The organism is Rhizobacter terrae (assembly GCF_003852895.1).
GTDB classification, from domain to species: domain Bacteria; phylum Pseudomonadota; class Gammaproteobacteria; order Burkholderiales; family Burkholderiaceae_C; genus Albitalea; species Albitalea terrae.
On sequence record NZ_QUSW01000004.1, the window covers coordinates 273,467 to 290,272 of the forward strand.

Annotated in this window: 12 protein-coding genes and 1 tRNA gene; 2 read left to right on the top strand and 11 right to left on the bottom strand. The window is 65.0% G+C overall.

Annotated elements, in window-relative coordinates; translation table 11 throughout:
- Positions 1 to 8: 8 nt before the first annotated feature.
- Positions 9 to 1,625 carry a hypothetical protein gene (locus DZC73_RS16105; RefSeq protein WP_124541365.1) on the bottom strand — a complete coding sequence of 539 codons (1,617 nt, stop codon included), beginning with the start codon at positions 1,623 to 1,625 and terminating at the stop codon, positions 9 to 11.
- A 63-nt stretch (positions 1,626 to 1,688) separates the two neighbouring features.
- Here DZC73_RS16105 and DZC73_RS16110 point away from each other — a divergent pair, with 63 nt between their 5' ends.
- Positions 1,689 to 4,265 (top strand): ATP-binding protein, encoded by a 2,577-nt coding sequence (locus DZC73_RS16110; RefSeq protein ID WP_124541366.1) that lies wholly within the window; start codon positions 1,689 to 1,691, stop codon positions 4,263 to 4,265.
- A gap of 60 nt (positions 4,266 to 4,325) precedes the next feature.
- Here the strand turns inward: DZC73_RS16110 and DZC73_RS16115 are convergent, their stop codons facing one another.
- The 5 genes from DZC73_RS16115 to DZC73_RS16135 form a co-directional block, all read right to left on the bottom strand.
- Positions 4,326 to 6,383 (bottom strand): NAD(+) synthase, encoded by a 2,058-nt coding sequence (locus DZC73_RS16115; RefSeq protein WP_124541367.1) that lies wholly within the window; start codon positions 6,381 to 6,383, stop codon positions 4,326 to 4,328.
- Between the two features lie 20 nt (positions 6,384 to 6,403).
- Positions 6,404 to 7,591, bottom strand: coding sequence for a GGDEF domain-containing protein (locus DZC73_RS16120; RefSeq protein ID WP_161974610.1), 1,188 nt, complete (start codon positions 7,589 to 7,591; stop codon positions 6,404 to 6,406).
- A 162-nt stretch (positions 7,592 to 7,753) separates the two neighbouring features.
- Positions 7,754 to 8,110 carry a hypothetical protein gene (locus DZC73_RS16125; protein ID WP_124541369.1) on the bottom strand — a complete coding sequence of 119 codons (357 nt, stop codon included), beginning with the start codon at positions 8,108 to 8,110 and terminating at the stop codon, positions 7,754 to 7,756.
- A gap of 154 nt (positions 8,111 to 8,264) precedes the next feature.
- Positions 8,265 to 8,813, bottom strand: a complete 549-nt coding sequence (locus DZC73_RS16130) for a peroxiredoxin (protein ID WP_124541370.1) — start codon at positions 8,811 to 8,813, stop codon at positions 8,265 to 8,267.
- Between the two features lie 35 nt (positions 8,814 to 8,848).
- A complete protein-coding gene (locus tag DZC73_RS16135; RefSeq protein WP_124541371.1) occupies positions 8,849 to 10,456 on the bottom strand; it encodes a phospholipase D-like domain-containing protein in 1,608 nt (535 codons plus the stop codon).
- Positions 10,457 to 10,554: 98 nt separating this feature from the next.
- Here DZC73_RS16135 and DZC73_RS16140 point away from each other — a divergent pair, with 98 nt between their 5' ends.
- Positions 10,555 to 12,153, top strand: coding sequence for a phospholipase D family protein (locus tag DZC73_RS16140; protein ID WP_235835160.1), 1,599 nt, complete (start codon positions 10,555 to 10,557; stop codon positions 12,151 to 12,153).
- Positions 12,154 to 12,199: 46 nt separating this feature from the next.
- Here DZC73_RS16140 and DZC73_RS16145 read toward each other — a convergent pair whose 3' ends face one another.
- The 5 genes from DZC73_RS16145 to pheT all read right to left on the bottom strand — a co-directional run bounded on the left by DZC73_RS16145 (position 12,200) and on the right by pheT (position 16,801).
- Complete coding sequence (locus DZC73_RS16145) at positions 12,200 to 13,141, bottom strand: chitinase (RefSeq protein WP_235835161.1); 942 nt, start codon at positions 13,139 to 13,141, stop codon at positions 12,200 to 12,202.
- Between the two features lie 257 nt (positions 13,142 to 13,398).
- Positions 13,399 to 13,475, bottom strand: a tRNA-Pro gene (locus tag DZC73_RS16150).
- Positions 13,476 to 13,526: 51 nt separating this feature from the next.
- Positions 13,527 to 13,982, bottom strand: a complete 456-nt coding sequence (locus DZC73_RS16155) for a MerR family transcriptional regulator (RefSeq protein ID WP_124541374.1) — start codon at positions 13,980 to 13,982, stop codon at positions 13,527 to 13,529.
- Between the two features lie 35 nt (positions 13,983 to 14,017).
- On the bottom strand, positions 14,018 to 14,383 hold the full coding sequence (locus DZC73_RS16160; protein WP_124541375.1) for an integration host factor subunit alpha: 366 nt from the start codon (positions 14,381 to 14,383) through the stop codon (positions 14,018 to 14,020).
- Positions 14,384 to 14,386: 3 nt separating this feature from the next.
- The gene (gene pheT, locus DZC73_RS16165; protein WP_124541376.1) at positions 14,387 to 16,801 is read right to left on the bottom strand and encodes a phenylalanine--tRNA ligase subunit beta; all 2,415 of its coding nucleotides are present in this window, start codon (positions 16,799 to 16,801) and stop codon (positions 14,387 to 14,389) included.
- Between the last annotated feature and the right edge of the window lie 5 nt (positions 16,802 to 16,806).

Consider the following 16,806-nt stretch of genomic DNA (forward strand, 5'->3'; position numbering starts at 1 on the left):
GTGCCCGCTCAGCTCACCTCGAAGTAGAAGGCGTACCGGCCCACGTCGCCTCCGTCATCCCTGCCGCTCAGAACCAGGGAGTGCGTGTAGGCGACCTGACGCGGGTCGTCGCTGCGGGACAGGATCTTGCGCTGGAAGTTCCTGGCCTTCAGGTCCTGCCAATGCAGCACCGTCGCTCCAGGATCGTAGGCATCGTCCGAGGCGCCGAGGAAGTTGCTGATCGCATTGAGCACGAACTCGGACAGCTTGCCGAGGAAGTCCTGTTGCGACGTCAGGTGCTCCGCATCCACGCCTGCGACCCCCGACAACGTCTTGGCCAGCGCGTCGACGGATTCGCGAATCGCCTGCTTCACTTCACCGACGTCTCCCGAATCGTGCTCGATCAGGTGGCACCCGATGACCAGGTCGGTCGGCGGGCCGGAATAAAGCTGCTGCGACATCTGTGTGATGCGCAGCCCGTCGGGGCCGAAGTCGAGGGTGCCATCCCCCTCGTCGGGAAACTTGACGGTTTCATGGGGGATGCTGCCGGCCACCTGGATGCCCGGGACCAGGATGCTGACGCTACCGTACATCTCATCGGTCTTCTCTTGCCGGATCTGGCATTCCAGCGCGACGAAGCGCAGGGTAATCCTGTCCTCGACCTGCACGGACGGAACGCCGTCGGCGTCGTCCAGGCGGATGGTTCCGCCGCGGAAGTTCATCAGGAAGGACTTGCCCGCACTTGCCAATGGCATCGCCGGATCGATGGGCAGGCCCAGCGCCGATGCTGCTCCACCGAGAGCCACGTACTGGGCCTGGATCTTCTCGCGGGCCCGCTCGGCCAGCACCTGCTGTGGAACAGGCTCGATCCGGATGGGAATCGACAGTGTCTTGCGTTCGAACCCGAACTGGTCGACGAAGATGGTGTTGCTGCCCAGCGGAGCGTCCGGTGCGATGCTGAGCGTGAGAGGAGCGGTGGTGAATCCGTGCCTGTCCAGGTGCACCAGCGCCGGTGGAATCGACACGCCTGTGTGAAGCTGGGTGCGCGACTGTTCGTAGCGGACATCCACCGCCGGTCCGGCGACGGATTTCACCAGCATCGGCACATGCGCCGTCTGCCCCTGGAAGACCGTCAGCGTGGGAATTCCCAGCGTCGTCTCCACATCGGCCGTGAACAGCGAGACGGCAACTTGCTGCAAGGCCCAGCCATCGCCTTCGATGTTGAGCATTGCCGTGGCAGAGGCGTCCGCGGACGGGGCGGCATACTGCACACGAACCACCAGGGTTTGCCCTTTCTGAATGGAAATGCTCGCGTTTCCAGGCGCGGTCGCCGCCACTTCCTGGACCCTCACCTTGGGCAGGGGACCTCTGTGGAAGGGCGGAAGCTCGCCGGGATCCACTTCTTCGAGGATCCAATCGAGCACAATCAGATCACGCACCTGAAACACGCCCGAGTCGCCCGAAATGTGGGCTCGCACGGTCGTGGAACTCGGGACGTTGTCGATGCGGACCGCGCCTTTGAAGCTGATGGCCGGCGGTCCGATCGAGGGATCTACCGAGATGTCGGGCCCGAGCGAGCCAGGCCGCACGCCACCGAATTGAAGGGCCGTGGTCAGTGCAGGAACAAGCGTGACGAGGGTGGTCATGGAGGTTGTCTCCCTTTGGATGGTTGCAACGAACGGTGAAGACTCGCCATACGGTCGGCGACCATGGCGGTCTCACCGGCTTCAATGTGCGGGGGCGGCATCGGCGGCGTCCTCAAACAAAATCAAACGATGTCAAGACGGCACTCTTCGAACAGCGACAGCGCAGCCCTCGCGCTGGATGAGAGGGACACCGGTCGCTCGCTGATGCGCTTTGGCCATGTTCAGCTGCTGCCGGCGCAAAGGCGTCTTTTCATCCATGGGCAGGCCGTCGCGCTAGGCGCTCGCGCCTGGGATGTGCTGATGACCCTGGTCGAACGGCGGGACCGGGTGGTCACGCGGCAGGAACTGATGGACCAAGCCTGGCCCGGCTTGATCGTCGAAGACCACAACCTGTCGGTACAGATCGGGACCTTGCGCAAGCTGCTGGGTCCCGGCTCGATCGCAACAGTGCCTGGGCGAGGCTATCGGTTCACGCTGTCCAATGCCTGGCTCCCGGTCACCAGCCGCGCCGCGCCAGGTGCTCCGCAAGACTTGGTGGGCCGGGAGGCGGATGTCCGGGCCATCTTGCACGGGATGACGATGGGTCCGCTGCTCAGCATCGTCGGCCCCGGCGGGGTCGGGAAGACGACGCTCGCCCGGGCATTGGTGACCCACGCCAATCTGCCCATGTTGTGCTGGCTGGACCTGGCCGTGCTGGAAGAGGGCCAAGGCATGGCCGAGAGCTTGGCCAGCGCCTTGGCCGTGGACTTGCGCGGAACGCCCTCTGACACCAGCTCTCTGCTGGCCTCCCTTCGCTTGAGCGAAGGATGCATCGTGCTGGACAACGCCGAGCGCGCCGTGTCCCGCGTTGCCGAGTTCCTCGCCACGGCGTTGCCGCAGGCATCCGATGTGCGATGGCTGGTGACTTCGCAACGCCCACTCGGACTGGATTCGGAGCAGGTCTACCGGCTGCAGCCGCTTGCCACGGCAGCGCACGAAACGCCATGGCCGGCCTGCGCGAACACTGCATCCGTCGACCTTCTGGTGCGCCGTGTGCGGCGGATGCGACATCACTTCACGCTCGACGAGAACAATGGTCCGGCCGCCGCCGAGATCTGCCGCCGCTTGGACGGCCTGCCCCTGGCCATCGAGATCGCCGCGGCACGCATACCGGTTTTCGGCGTGCAAGACACGCTGGACCAGCTAACGAAGCAGTCGCTTCCGTCGGCTGCCCGAGCGGACCGGGCGGCCCGCCACCAGAGTCTGGACACCGCGCTGGCCTGGAGCTACGACGATCTGGATGCCGCGGCTCAGCAGGCCTTCCGCACACTGGGCGTGTTCGAGGATGGTTTCAGTGCAGCGCTTGGAGCCTCGCTGATCGGCAGCGCCGATGCGCTCGATGTCCTCGCCGGGCTGGTGGACCGCTCGCTCGTGCAAGTCGACGACGGCGATCCGCCGCGCTGCCGGTTGATGGAAACGGCGCGTAGCTTCGCGCTCGAGCGGCTGCGTGCCCGCGGCGAACAGGCACGGGCACTCGCCGGCCATGCACAGGCCGTCGCCTCGGCTGTCGAACAGGCGCTGGGCGAGCACGGCCAACTGAACGACGCGCAGTGGCTGGCGAGGCATGCGCCCGAGCGCCAAAATGTGCGCAGGGCGCTCAGGCACTGCGTGACGACGGGAGACGCGGCGTCAGCGGCGAAGCTGGTCACCTACCTCGGGTTAATCGTGGCATCCAGCGGCGTGCATGAGTTTCCTCCAGAGGCTGCCTTGGAACTGGTCCACAGGGCGGCTCCCGCCTGGCAGGTCCAGGCAGCGCTCTGGAACGCGATGGCCGAGCGCGAATTTCGCAATCTTCGCGCTGGCACAACCCCCCTGCTTCCTCTGGTCGACCATTTCCGCCGGGAGCAAGACACTTCGAACCTTGCGCGCGCGCTCCTGCTCTTCATCCATACCGTCAAGCTGGAAGAGGGTCGCCTGCACGAGGTTCCTTCTCTGCTGGACGAACTGTTGTCACTGGACCCATCCGGTCTGTCGCGGCGAGCCTTGGCTGAGCGAGCCTGGGCTCGCATCGACCGGCTCTGGTATGAACAGATCGACACACCGGACAGTCCGGAACTCATCGCGGCCTTGCGTGCATTCATCGCCGATTGCGACCGTGACGGCTACCTGCATCTCGGGACGCTGGCGTATGCCAACCTGAGTGACGTGCTGCTGTGCTGCGGCGACCTGTCCGGCACGCGCGATGTCGTGCGCGCCATGCGTGCAGGGCCTGGGTCGCGCCCGCCCCGCCCGCTCGCCGTGGCCATTGCCAACGGCTCGGCAGCGGCGGCATTGGCTGGTGACGGCGACACGGCCCGGCGCGAGGCGCGCGACGCGTTCCGCCTCGTTCCGAACATCGATGTGCTGCACTTCGTCTTCTACTTCCTCGCCCATTCAGCCCTGGAAGAAGGCCGGCATGTGGATGCCGGCTTGCTGGTGGGGCATGCCAACGCGGTGGCGAGGCGGCTGCGCGTGCGCGTTCAATACGCCGAGCAACTGGTGCACGATGAGGTTCTCTCCAGGCTGGCCGCTTCGACATCCACGCACGAACTCGACGCACTGCTGCTGCGCGGCGCCCGCCTGGACGGCCAGCACGCCGTAGCGCTGGCACTGGGCATCTGAGTCGCGACGCCCGGGCGCATCGCCGCCTTCACCATGGCCGTCCCGACGGCCCAGCGACTTCTATTCGCTGTCGGGCACCCGCTCGAGGTCGGCCAGCCACAGGTCGGCGCCGGCATCGCTGGGTGCGCGCCAGTCGCCACGCGGCGAGAGCGAGCCGCCCGAACCCACCTTGGGCGAGTTGGGCACGCAGCTGCGCTTGAACTGGCTGGTGAAGAAGCGCCTGAGGAAGATGCGCAGGTTCTTCTTGATCTCGCCGATGCCGTATTCGTTGCGCGACACCCCCGGGCCATCGGGCCATCGTCCGGCCGCCGCGTCGTGCCACGCGTGGTGCGAGAGGAAGGCCACCTTGGTGGGCGAGAAGCCGTAGCGCAGGACGTGAAAGAGATTGAAGTCCTGCAGTTCGTAGGGGCCGATGGACGCCTCGGTGCTCTGCGCAGGCTGCGAGCCGCTGGTGCCAGGCACCAGCTCTGGGCTGATCTCGGTGTCGAGGATGTCGACCAGCACATCGCTGCCCGCATCGCCCACCTGCTTGGTCTCCGCCACCCAGCGCACGAGGTGCTTGATAAGTGTCTTCGGTACGCTGGCGTTCACGTTGTAGTGCGACATGTGGTCGCCCACGCCATAGGTGCACCAGCCCAGCGCCAGCTCGCTCAGGTCGCCGGTGCCCACCACGATGCCCTGGTGGTGGTTGGCCAGGCGGAACAGGTGGTTGGTGCGCTCGCCGGCCTGCACGTTCTCGAAGGTCACGTCGTACACCGGTTGGCCATCGGCGAAGGGGTGCCCCAGGTCCTTGAGCATCTGCTCGCAGCTCGGGCGGATGTCGATCTGCTGCGCGCTGCACCCCACGGCTTGCATGAGCCGCAGCGCCTGGTCCAGCGTGCGGCTGGTGGTGGCGAACCCTGGCATGGTGTAGCCCAGGATGTTGCTGCGTGGCAGGCCGAGGCGGTCCATGGCCTTGGCGCACACGAGCAGCGCGTGGGTGGAATCGAGCCCGCCCGACACGCCGATCACCAGCTTGCGGATGTTCGAAGCGGACAGCCGCTGCACCAGCGCCTGCACCTGGATGTTGTAGACCTCGTTGCAGCGCTCGTCCTTGCGCTTCGGGTCCGACGGCACGTAGGGGAAGCGCGCCACTTCGCGTTGCAACGCCAAAGGCTGGGAGTGGTCGCGCAGCAGCGCAAAGCCCACATGCCTGAATCGCTTCACCCGGTCGGCATGCTGGCTCACCGAATGGCCGAAGCTCGTCTGGCGCATGCGTTCGTGCGCGAGGCGTTCGAGATCCACATCCGCGGTGATGAGGTGCGACTCGTCGCTGAAACGCTCGGACTCGGCCAGCAGGTCGCCGTTCTCGTAGACCAGGGCCTGGCCGTCCCAGGCGAGGTCCGTCGTGGATTCGCCCTTGCCCGCCGATGAATACAGGTAGGCCGCGAGACAGCGTGCCGAATGGATGTTGACCAGGCGATGCCGGTAGTCCGCCTTGCCCACCGTGATGTTCGAGGCCGACAGGTTCAGCAGCACCGTGGCACCAGCCAGCGCGCCATAGGACGACGGCGGGATAGGCACCCACACGTCCTCGCAGATCTCCACGTGCAGCTTGAGCAACGGCAAGTCCTGCGCCTCGAACACCAGCTCGTTGCCAAAGGGCACGCGCTCGCCGAGCAGGTCGATGCTGTCACGCGTCGTGTCCGCTGCGGGATTGAACTGGCGTGCCTCGTAGAACTCCGCGTAGTTGGGCAGGTAGGTCTTGGGCACCACGCCCAGCAGGCGGCCGCGGCTGACGACGGCGGCGCAGTTGAAGAGCCGGCCATCGACGCGCAGGGGCAGTCCCACCACGCTCACGATGGGCAGCGAGGCGGATGCCTCGACCACGCGCGCCAGCGCCTTCTCGCAGGCATCGAGCAGCGTGTGCTGGTGGAACAGGTCGTCGCAGGTGTAGCCAGACAGGCCCAGCTCAGGGAACAGCACGACGGCGGCGCCAGTCCTGGCTGCATCGGCCATCATGCGGGTCGTCTGTTCGCCGTTGAAGGCTGGATCGGCCACCCGGCTCGCGGGCACGGCCACCGCCACGCGGGCGAAGCCGTGGGTGTAGAGATTGAAGAAGTGGGAGGCTGCGGTCATGGACCGCATTGTGTCGCCACTTACCCGCAGATCAGCCGGTTGCGGCCTTCGGCCTTGGCGCGGTACAGGGCCTTGTCGGCCCGCTCGATGGCGGCCACGATGCTCTCGCCGCCGTCGCACTGGGTGACGCCGGCCGAGCAGGTCGCCATCAGCGTGGCACCCTCGCCAACTTCGAACCGGCTGGACGACAGCCTGTTGAGCACACGCGTCACGCATTGCCGGGCGTGGTCGATGTCGCAGACCGGCAGCATCAGCAGGAACTCCTCGCCGCCCCAGCGGCCCAGCACGTCCGTGGCGCGAAGCTGGCTGCGTGCGGCCTCGGCGAAGCCACGCAGCACGAGGTCGCCCGCGGCATGACCGTGGACGTCGTTGATGCGCTTGAAGTGGTCCAGGTCCAGCAGGACCAGGCACATGCTGGTGCTGTTGCGAACGCAGCGCAGCGATTCCTCCGCCATGCGTTCGAGCATCGCGCGGCGGTTGAAGCAGCCGGTGAGCTCATCGCGCGTGGCCAGTTCGCGGATGCGTTCCAGCGCCGTGGACAAGGCCGCCTTCTGCCGCCGCGAGCGTTCCCGCATGCCGTGCAGGCGGCCGGTGAGCAGCACCACGCCGGCCACCATGATGGTGATGATCATCAGGTGGGCCACCTCGACACCGGGGGCATCGCTTGGGTGCGGGTGTTCCATCCAATAGGCGCCGGCGGCACCGAAGCACATCAGCGTGAAGATGCCGACGATGGTCACCTGCCGAAGCGTCATGCCGAACATGCCGAACATCAGGACCACGGCCAGGATGGGGATCACCGTGGCACGCGCCGAACCGGTGATGCAGTAGGCCAGCGCCGAACAGAGGATGGCGTAGAGCATCTGCTGCAGAGTGAGCGAGGGATCTCGCCAGTGCATGACGCGCCCGCTGCGGATCAGCGCGAACACGGCGACCATGCCGCCCACCGCGGACAGGGTCCATGGCCAGACGTAGGGGTGGTTGGTGGCGCCGGCTGCATCCAGCCAGTGCAGCATGCCCACGCAAGCCAGCATGAGCAGGTTGGCCAGGCCCGCTTGCGCCAGGCGGATCTGCTGGCGAATGTCGCGCGACAGCAGCAGGTTCTTGATGCGGATCAGGAGGGAGTCGTCGCCCTCGTGCAGCGTGCGCATGCCCGCCCGTCCATCAGTCGGGGCGCCTTGGTCGGCAGCCACGGGGAGGTCATGCATGCTCATCGCTGGACGGTATTTCGGCCGGTCATGCGGGAACTGAACCCCGAGGCGCGAATAGCGAACAAATGACCAAGAGGCGGTAGGGCCCCAAAAACAAAAAGGCTGGTGCAGTGCACCAGCCTTTTTCGCGATTCAACTCGGGTCAGGCCCGAGCGGAGATCACTTCTTGGCTTCGCCGGCCTCGTTGGTTTGGGGCAGCTCACCCTTCTTGTTGGCTTCGGCGTTGGCGGCGCGCTTCTTCTTGCGCTCGGCCGAACGGCTTTCGTGCGTGCCGGACGCCGGGGTGGCTGCGGGCTCGGCCGAGGCTTCACCAGTCTTCGGCACTTCGCCCTTCTTGTTGGCTTCGGCCATCTTCTTGCGGTTGGCCTTGCGCTCGGCCGAACGGCTTTCGTGGGTGGTGCCCGACGCGTTGGCAGCGGGCTTGTCAGCCACGGCTTCGGCAGCGACTGCGGAACCGTAGGCAACAACGCCGGAAACGATGGCGGCGATCGAGAGGACGATTTGGCGAATGTTCATGGAAATGAATCTCCGTTGTGATGAGTGGCTTGGCGCTGGACACAGTCGCCTGCGGCACTGTATCAGCGATCCACGCGGAGAATCCCGGGATGCCCCGGCTAGCCTCCAGCTTTGGACATGTCTTCAACTTCTACGCAACGTATCCGTTGACAGATCATTTCCCGGACTGCGCTTTTGACCAATCCTGAAGTGCCGCCAGCACCTTGGTGACATGGCTGTAGGGGTTCAGGCTCTTGTACTGGTAGATGATCTTGCCGTCGGGCGCAATGAGGTAGGAGATGCGATTGGCGTACTCCGGCCGCAGCGACATCACCGCGTCATATGACGCCATGATCTTCTTGCTGCCGTCAGAACCCACCGGAAACTTGCTCTGGCACTCCTGCACCGAGAACTTGGACAAGGTGTCGATGTCGTCTCCAGACACGCCAATGACGGTGGCCTTCAGCGCGGCGAACTTGTCGATGGATTCGGCAAAGGTGTGCGCCTCGATGGAGCAGCCGATGGAGAAGGCAGCCGGGAAGAAGTAGACCACCACCGGCCCCTTGGCCAAGGCCTCGCCGAGCGAGAACTGGTAGACCTTGCCGCCTTGCGCGGCCTGGGTGGTGAAGGCCGGCGCGGCTTCGCCGATGTCCAGCGCGGCGTGGGCCGCCAGAGGTGGCAGCAAGGCGGCCAGTGCCGCGGCGATGATGAACGAGCGCTTCATGTCCAACTCCTGATCGTTCGAATCTGAAACAAGGGCTACAACAGGCTTTCCGGCACGAAATGCGTCAGCAGCCAGAGCTTGAGCCGCAGCCAGCCCGAGGACTCCGGCTCGGTATCGTGAACCACTTCTTCATCGTCTTCGATGCTCAGCCACTGGAGTCTGCCGGTTTCCGGAATCAGGCGCAGGCGGTAGGCACTTTGCAACCTGTCGATGTCGATGATCCGGATGAGTTCCTTGGCGAGTTCGGGGCTGTCGATCACCGCGCCAAACTCGGTGTTGGTGGTGGCCGAGCGAGGATCCAGGTTCATCGAGCCGATGAAGGACGTCTGCCGGTCGATGACCACCAGCTTGGCATGCAGCCGCCCGAGCGAGGCGCCGAAGAGGTAGTTGCGCTTGTTCTTCTTCACCCGCACCGAGCTCAGTTCGTACAGGTCCACGCCCAGGCGAAGCATGTCTTCGCGGTAGGCGCTGTAGCCCAGGTGCACGACCGGTTCGTCGGTGGAGCCCAGGGAGTTGGTCATGAGCGTCACCTTCACGCCGCGTGAGCGCAGCGCCTGCAGCAGGGCCATGCCGCGCATGCCGGGCACGAGGTAAGGTGAGGTCGCCACGACCTCCTTCTTCGCCTTGCGGATGGCTTCGACGGCGTTGTAGGTGGCGCTGGTTTCCAGAAGCTCGTCGCCCGACTCGAAGGGCTTGTCCGGATAGTCGGCGAAGACGTAGGCACTGCCCCAGATGAGCCCCAGCCGGCCGCCTTCCAGGTCATCGGCGATGGGTCCATAGCCCAGGATGTCGTTGGGCGGCAGCGCCTCCGGCGGCATGGTGTTGGCCGGGCCGGTCCATTCCTCGAACTGGGCCAACAGCTGTTCGCGGCTCAGGTCCGTCTTGGCCACGGACTCCAGCGGATACACGGGGTCGCTGTTCCAGTAGCGATCGAACAGCGCCTGCATGGGCGCGATGATGAAGCCGGTGGCGAAGGCATCGACGTCGATGAAGTTCTCGGCCTTGTCGTTGCGCAGGAAGTATTCGTTGGCCACGTTGCGGCCACCGAACACGGCCATGGCGCCATCGGCGATGAACATCTTGTTGTGCATGCGGTGGTTTACGCGCGACCAGTCCCCGGTGGATGCAAGGAACCGCCCAGCCTGGCCACGGTCTCGCGCGCAACAGAATGGGTTGAACAGGCGCACCTGCACATTCGGGTGGGCGGCGAAGGCGAGGAACAGCTTGTCCTGGCCGCCGGTGTAGAGGTCGTCGATGAGCAGCCGCACCCGCACGCCGCGGTTGGCCGCGTCGCGCAGCGCCCGCAGCAGGTAGCGGCCCGAAGCGTCGTTCTCGAAGTGGTAGTACTGGACGTCCAGCGAGGATTCGGCACGGCGTGCGAGCTGCAGCCGCGTGTCGTACGAGAAGGTGCCCAGCGGCATCAGCCGGAAGCCCGACAAGTCAGGTGCCGGCAAGGAATCCTTGGCGATCTTGCCCAGTGCGGTCGTGGGCGACATGGGAATGGCTTCGCTGGCAATCGCCTCGCGGTCCACCTTGGGCAAAGAGGTGCAGCCGGCCAGCGCAAGGAACAGCGCGGCCATGAGCCCCAGGAGGATGAAGCGCGCGGTCGCGGGACGTGAAGTATTCGGTCGGGAATGAGTCATGGGCGGGATCGATTGACCACGAAAGCGTACACGGTTCGCACATTGCGGGGACAATCGGCGATCTTCAGTACAAGTCGATGATGGGCTGGTTGTCTTACATGCGCGCGAACCGTCGCGGGTCTTTGTTCCTCGTTTCCGTTCTGCTGGTCTTCCTCACCGCCTGCACCTCGCTGCCTCCGGCATCGGTGCAGCCGCCGTCGTCGGCAATCGCGGCGTCCACCGACACCGCGCTGGGTCGCGCCGCGGCAGCCGCCATGGTGGCGGCATCCGCCCCCGAAGGGCAATCGGGCTTTCGTCCGATTCCGCAGGCCAGCGTGGCGCTGGATGCCCGGCTCACGCTGATCAAGCGCGCCCAGTCGTCGCTGGACCTGCAGTACTACCTGCTGGGCAACGACGAAGTCGGCCATCTCGTGCTGCGAGAGTTGCGTGACGCTGCCAACCGTGGCGTGCGGGTGCGCCTCTTGATCGACGACTTCTACACCACGGGCATGGACCGCCTGCTGCTCGGGCTTGCGGCGCATCCCAATGTCGAGGTGCGGCTGTTCAACCCCTTCGGCCCGGGCCGCGTGAGCACGGGCGGGCGGCTGCTGAGCCTTGCGTCGGACTTCAAGCGGCTGAACCACCGCATGCACAACAAGCTGTTTGTCGCCGATGGCGCCATCGTCGTCGCAGGTGGCCGCAACCTGGCGGACGGCTACTTCCTGCGCGACCAGGGGGCGAACTTCATCGACTTCGACGTGCTGGCGGTGGGGCCGATCGTGCCGCGACTGACGGACATCTTCGACCTGTACTGGAACAGCCCGCTGGTGCGCGACATCGAGACGGTGGCGCGCATCACCGAATCGCCCGCGGACCTGCGCGAGGCCTTCGAGGCAGAAACCGCCGCCTACGCACGGCGCGCCATGTCACCGCCACCGGCGCTGGACTCCTACGGTGTTCCCACTGTGGGCAATGAGATCGACGCCAACCTGCCCCACCTGATCTGGGCACCCGCCACGGCCTATGCCGATGGTGCCGGCAAGGCGCTGGACGGCGACCGCACCGGACGCGCAATGCAAAGCGCGGCGTATCACAACCTGGAAACGTTCCAGACCGCCAGATCCGAGGTGATGCTGTTCTCGCCTTATTTCGTGCCCGGCGAACCCGGCATGAAACGGCTCCAGGTCGCCCGGGACCACAACGTCACCGTGCGCATCGTCACCAACTCCATGGCGTCCACCGACGAGCCCCTGGCTGCGCTCGCCTACGAGCGCTACCGGGTGCCGATGCTGAAGATGGGGGTTGAGCTGTACGAGCTCAGCGAGCAGGAGCTGCGCAAGGAAGACGACATGCGCCACTACTTCGGCAGTTCGCGGGCACAGCTGCATGCCAAGCTGGGCATCATCGACCGCAAGACGCTGATCATCGGCTCCACCAACCTCGACCAGCGCTCGGTCACGACCAACACCGAGCTGGCCGTCACCATCCACAGCCCCGAGTTGGCCCAGCGCACGCTGAAATGGTTCAACTCCGAGAACCCCGGCGATGCGCGAGGCGTCTACAAGCTGAGGCTGTCGGACGACGGCAAGAAGTTGCAGTGGATCGCGCTTCACGGCGAGCGAGGCTCGGAGCTGGTCGACGAGGAGCCGGAAGTCGACCGCTGGTTGCGATTCAAGCTGTTCCTGATGTCGACCTTCGTTCCAGAAGACTGGCTGTGATGCGACGCGGCCCGGTGAAGTGCCGCGTCTCGTCTTCAATGCCGCATCAGCAACCCAGTTGCTCACCCGGCGGAACACCCAGGATGCCGGTGAAGCGCCGATAGGCATCCACGCGCGACTGCACCTGTGCCGGATTGGCTCCGTTGCACTCCAAGCCACCATTGATGACCTGGATGGTGGTGCCAAAGCCCTGCCCGCTCACCATGGCGTTGTGCGGCGTGGTGCCGACTGCGCCGGTGGAGCTCATCCAGAACCAGACACCCGTCTTCCAGGAAATCTCCGGGTTGGTGGAGACCCATTCCGGATGATTCAGCAAGTCGATGCTCAAGGCATCACCGGCGGCCTTGTAGTTGTAGTTGTGGCTGAGCTGGATGGGACCCCTGCCGTGATAGGCATCGACACCCGCTGGGCAGCCGTAGGGCAGTTCGGGATGGCAGTAGCTGGCATAGACCGCCGTGTTGATCTCGTCGACGTAGACCAACCCGCCGGTCTCGTGGTTGACGTTGGCCAGGAACGCCGCCGCTTCCTGCTTGCGGGTCGTGTCCGAGCCGCTGGCTGCGAATTCCGGATAGGCACGCGCCGCCGCCACCAGGCCGGCATAGGTGTAGAAGCCGCCACCAGAGGGAAACATCTGGCGGAACTGGTCTTCGGAGATTGGGAAGCCTGAGGGGTCCGTCGGGCCGGTCGTGCCGCCGCTGCAGCTGGACGGGCTCCAGTACCAGGTGCTGATGGTGGGATCGGTCCCATCGCTGCCATTGGCGCCGACATTCACCAGCTTGTAGTAGCCGCCATTGCTGTACTGCACGACGGTTCCCAGCGGATAGAACTGGCCGTAGGCCCAGGCCACCGCATTGCATGAGGCGCTGGCCGCCTTGGCCTTCCCCACATGGCCAGCCGCACCGGCCGTTGAATCGGCCGAGCCACTTCCACCGCCGCATCCGGCCAACAAACCGGCCGTCAGCCCGCAGGCCAAGAGGCCTTTGACCACATTCCATCCAAATCCGAGCGCAGTTCTCATTGAGGTTCCCTCCAGAGTTGTCCCGACCAAGTCGTGCTCTTGTCGTGAACGCTCTTCGCACTCACGCCGGCAGGACACTGTGGAGCCCCAGGGAGAAATGCCTCTTTGGTAGAAACCAGTAAAGTACCAGTAATTACCAGTTAGATACCAATATCGAGGTCAAGGCTTCTTGTAGCGCAGAAAACAAAAAACCCGGTGTCCTGAGGACACCGGGTTTCTGCGTTCTATGGTCGGGGTGGCGGGATTCGAACTCGCGACCCCTTGCACCCCATGCAAGTGCGCTACCAGGCTGCGCTACACCCCGACTAAGCCTCACATTATATGGTGAAAAAGACAGCTCTGAACAGAGGCCCCATCAAACAGTCAGCAGGCCACGAATCGACATCAACTCTTCGCGCATCTGCATGAGTGAGACCTCGCTGGTCTCGACGACTTCCGGCGCGGGCTCGGAAGGCACTTCCATGGTGATCGCCTCGATCCCGGATTCGAGATCGGCAATTTCGGTGACTTCCACGTCCAGGCCATCGATGGGCGACGGCTCCAGGTGGCGCGGTGTGGGCGTTTCCGACAGGCGATTGCGCGCTCCGCTGATGGTGAATCCCTGCTCGTACAGCAGCTCGCGGATGCGGCGGATGAGCAGCACCTCGTGGTGCTGGTAGTAGCGGCGGTTGCCCCGCCGCTTCATGGGCTTGAGCTGCGTGAACTCCTGTTCCCAATAGCGGAGCACGTACGGCTTCACACCGCACAAATCGCTCACCTCACCGATGGTGAAGTAGCGTTTGGCCGGAATGGCGGGAAGCGCTTTCTCCATTGAAATCAACAAGTTCCGGAGAGAAAGCTAAGACTTTACTCGAACTCTTCCCCCGACGGTATGTCGCCTTGCACGACTCCCTTTAATTTGTGACTTGCGTGAAAAGTGACAACATTTCGCGCCTTGATGGGGATCGCCTCCCCAGTTCGGGGATTGCGTCCGGGCCGCGGCGCCTTCCTGCGGATGTTGAAGTTGCCAAATCCCGACATCTTCACGTCCTGGCCGGAGACCAGGGTCTGGTGAATGATGTCGAAAAAGGCCTCGACCATGTCCTTGGACTCGCGCTTGTTCAGGCCGAGCCGTTCGAACAGCAGCTCCGCCAGCTCGGCCTTGGTCAGCGTGGGCGTCTCCAGGCTGGGCAGCAGCACCCGGGAAGGTGTGGGTTGTTCCTGGTCGGACATGCCCTAGCCCCTCAGACGCCCGCCCAGGCGGGTGGCCACGGAATCCAGTACTTGCGCGACCGCCGCCTCGATACGCTCGTCGGTGAGCGTGTTCTCGTCGTCCAGCAGTTCCAGCCTCACCGCCATGCTGCGCTCGCCGGCGGCGATCTCGGCCGTGGAGGCTGCAGGCTTGTAGATGTCGAACAGCTGGGCCGAGCGAACCAGCGGCGTCGATGCCGCCTGGATGGCCTGCATCAGCGCGTCGTGGCTCACCGATTCCTTGGCGATCACGGCAATGTCGCGCCACACGGACTGGTGACGCGGCACCGCTTCAAATTTCGGCAGCTCTCGCGCCAGCAGCGCCGGCAGCTCAATCTCGAACAGCACGGGAGCCGACGGCAGCTCGTAGCCCTGGCGCCAGCGCGGATGCAGCTCGCCCACGAAACCCACGGACTTGCCATCCAGCACGATTCGCGCCGAGCGCCCCGGATGCAAGGCGGGATGCGCATCAGCCACGAAGCTCACGCACTTCGGCGCAAACAGGGCTTCAATGTCACCCTTCACATCGAAGAAGTCGACGTGACGCTCCTTGCTGCCCCACTGCTGCGAATCCGCACTGCCATGGGCCAGGCCGCCCAGCCGCATGGGCTGATGGATGCCGTTGACGCTCAGCTCGCCGTCCCTGGTGTTCGCATCGCGCTTGAACACACGCCCGACCTCGAACACGCGCACGCGCGTGGCCTTGCGGGCGAGGTTGTAGCGCAGCACGTTCACCAGGCTGCCGAAGAGGCTGGAACGCATCACCGACAACGGGCTGGCGATCGGGTTCAGCAGCTTGATCGGGTCCGCGTTACCCGCGAGCTCGGTCTCCCAACGCTCTTCCACGAAGCTGAAATTGACGGTCTCGACGTAGTCCAGGTCCGCGGCGCGACGACGCAGCGCATGCACGCCGCGCTGGCTCTCGCTGCGCACGTGCGCGGTGATGGGTGCAATAGGCGGCGTGTCGGGCAGCTTGTCGTAGCCCAGCACGCGGATGACTTCCTCGATCAGGTCTTCTTCGATCAGGATGTCGAAGCGCCAGCTCGGCGGCGTGACGTGGATGACGCCCTCGCCTTCGGTGTAGCGCAGGCCGAGCCGCTTCATCACGCCGACAGCCTGCTCCTGCGTCACCGGCATGCCGATGACCTTGGACGCACGATCCACCCGCAGCGTGACCGGCTTGCGCTCGGGCAGGGAGACGACGTGGTCGTCCATTGGGCCGGCCTCGCCACCGCAGATCTCGATGATGAGCTGCGTGATGTGCTCGATGTGCTCCACCGTCAGCGCGGGGTCCACGCCGCGCTCGAAGCGGTAGCCTGCGTCCGTGGAAAAGTTGAAGCGGCGCGAGCGGCCAGCCACCGCCTCGGGCCACCAGAACGCGGCCTCGACGTACACGTTCTTGGTGTCGTCCGTGACCGAGGTCTTGTCGCCGCCCATGATGCCGGCCAGCGATTCGACGGCCTGGTCATCGGCGATGACGCCCACGGCCTCGTCGACCTCGATGGTGTTGCCGTTGAGCAGCTTGAGCGATTCGCCCTTCTTGCCCCAGCGCACGGTCAGCCCGCCGTGGATCTTGTCCAGGTCGAAGATGTGGGATGGGCGGCCGTACTCGAACATCACGTAGTTCGAAATGTCCACCAGGGCCGACACCGAGCGCTGTCCGCAACGAGCCAGGCGATCCACCATCCACGCAGGTGTCTTGGCCATCGTGTTGACGTTGCGCACGATGCGGCCGGAGAAGCGGCCGCACAGGTCCGACGCCTCGACCTTCACACGCAGCTTGGCGTCATGCCTGATGGCCGTGGGCGTGAAGCTGGTCTGCTTGAGCGGCACGCCGGTCAGGGCCGAGACCTCGCGAGCGATGCTGTAGACGCTCAGGCAGTGACCCAGGTTGGGCGTGAGCTTGAGCGTGAACAGCGTGTCGTCCAGCGAGAGGTGCTCGCGGATGTCCTGTCCCACCTTTGCGTCATCAGCGAGGATGAGCAGGCCACCATGATCCTCCGACAGCTTGAGCTCGCGCGCCGAGCACAGCATGCCCTGGCTTTCCACGCCGCGCAGCTTGCCCAGCTTGATGACGAAGGGCTGGCCGTCTTCGCCCGGGGGCAGCTCGGCGCCCACGAGCGCACACGGCACCTTGATGCCGGCCTTCACGTTCGGCGCACCGCACACGATGTTCAGCGCAGCGCCCGTGCCGGTATTCACCTGGCACACATTGAGCCGATCAGCATTCGGATGGCGCTCGACAGACAGCACTTCGCCCACGACGATCTTGCTGAACGGCGGCGCCACGGGGCGCAGCTCTTCGACCTCCATGCCCGACATGGTGAGCAGGTCGGCCAGCTCGGCGGTGGTCAGGGGCGGGTTGCAGAACTCGCGCAACCAGGACTCTGGGAATTGCATCTTGG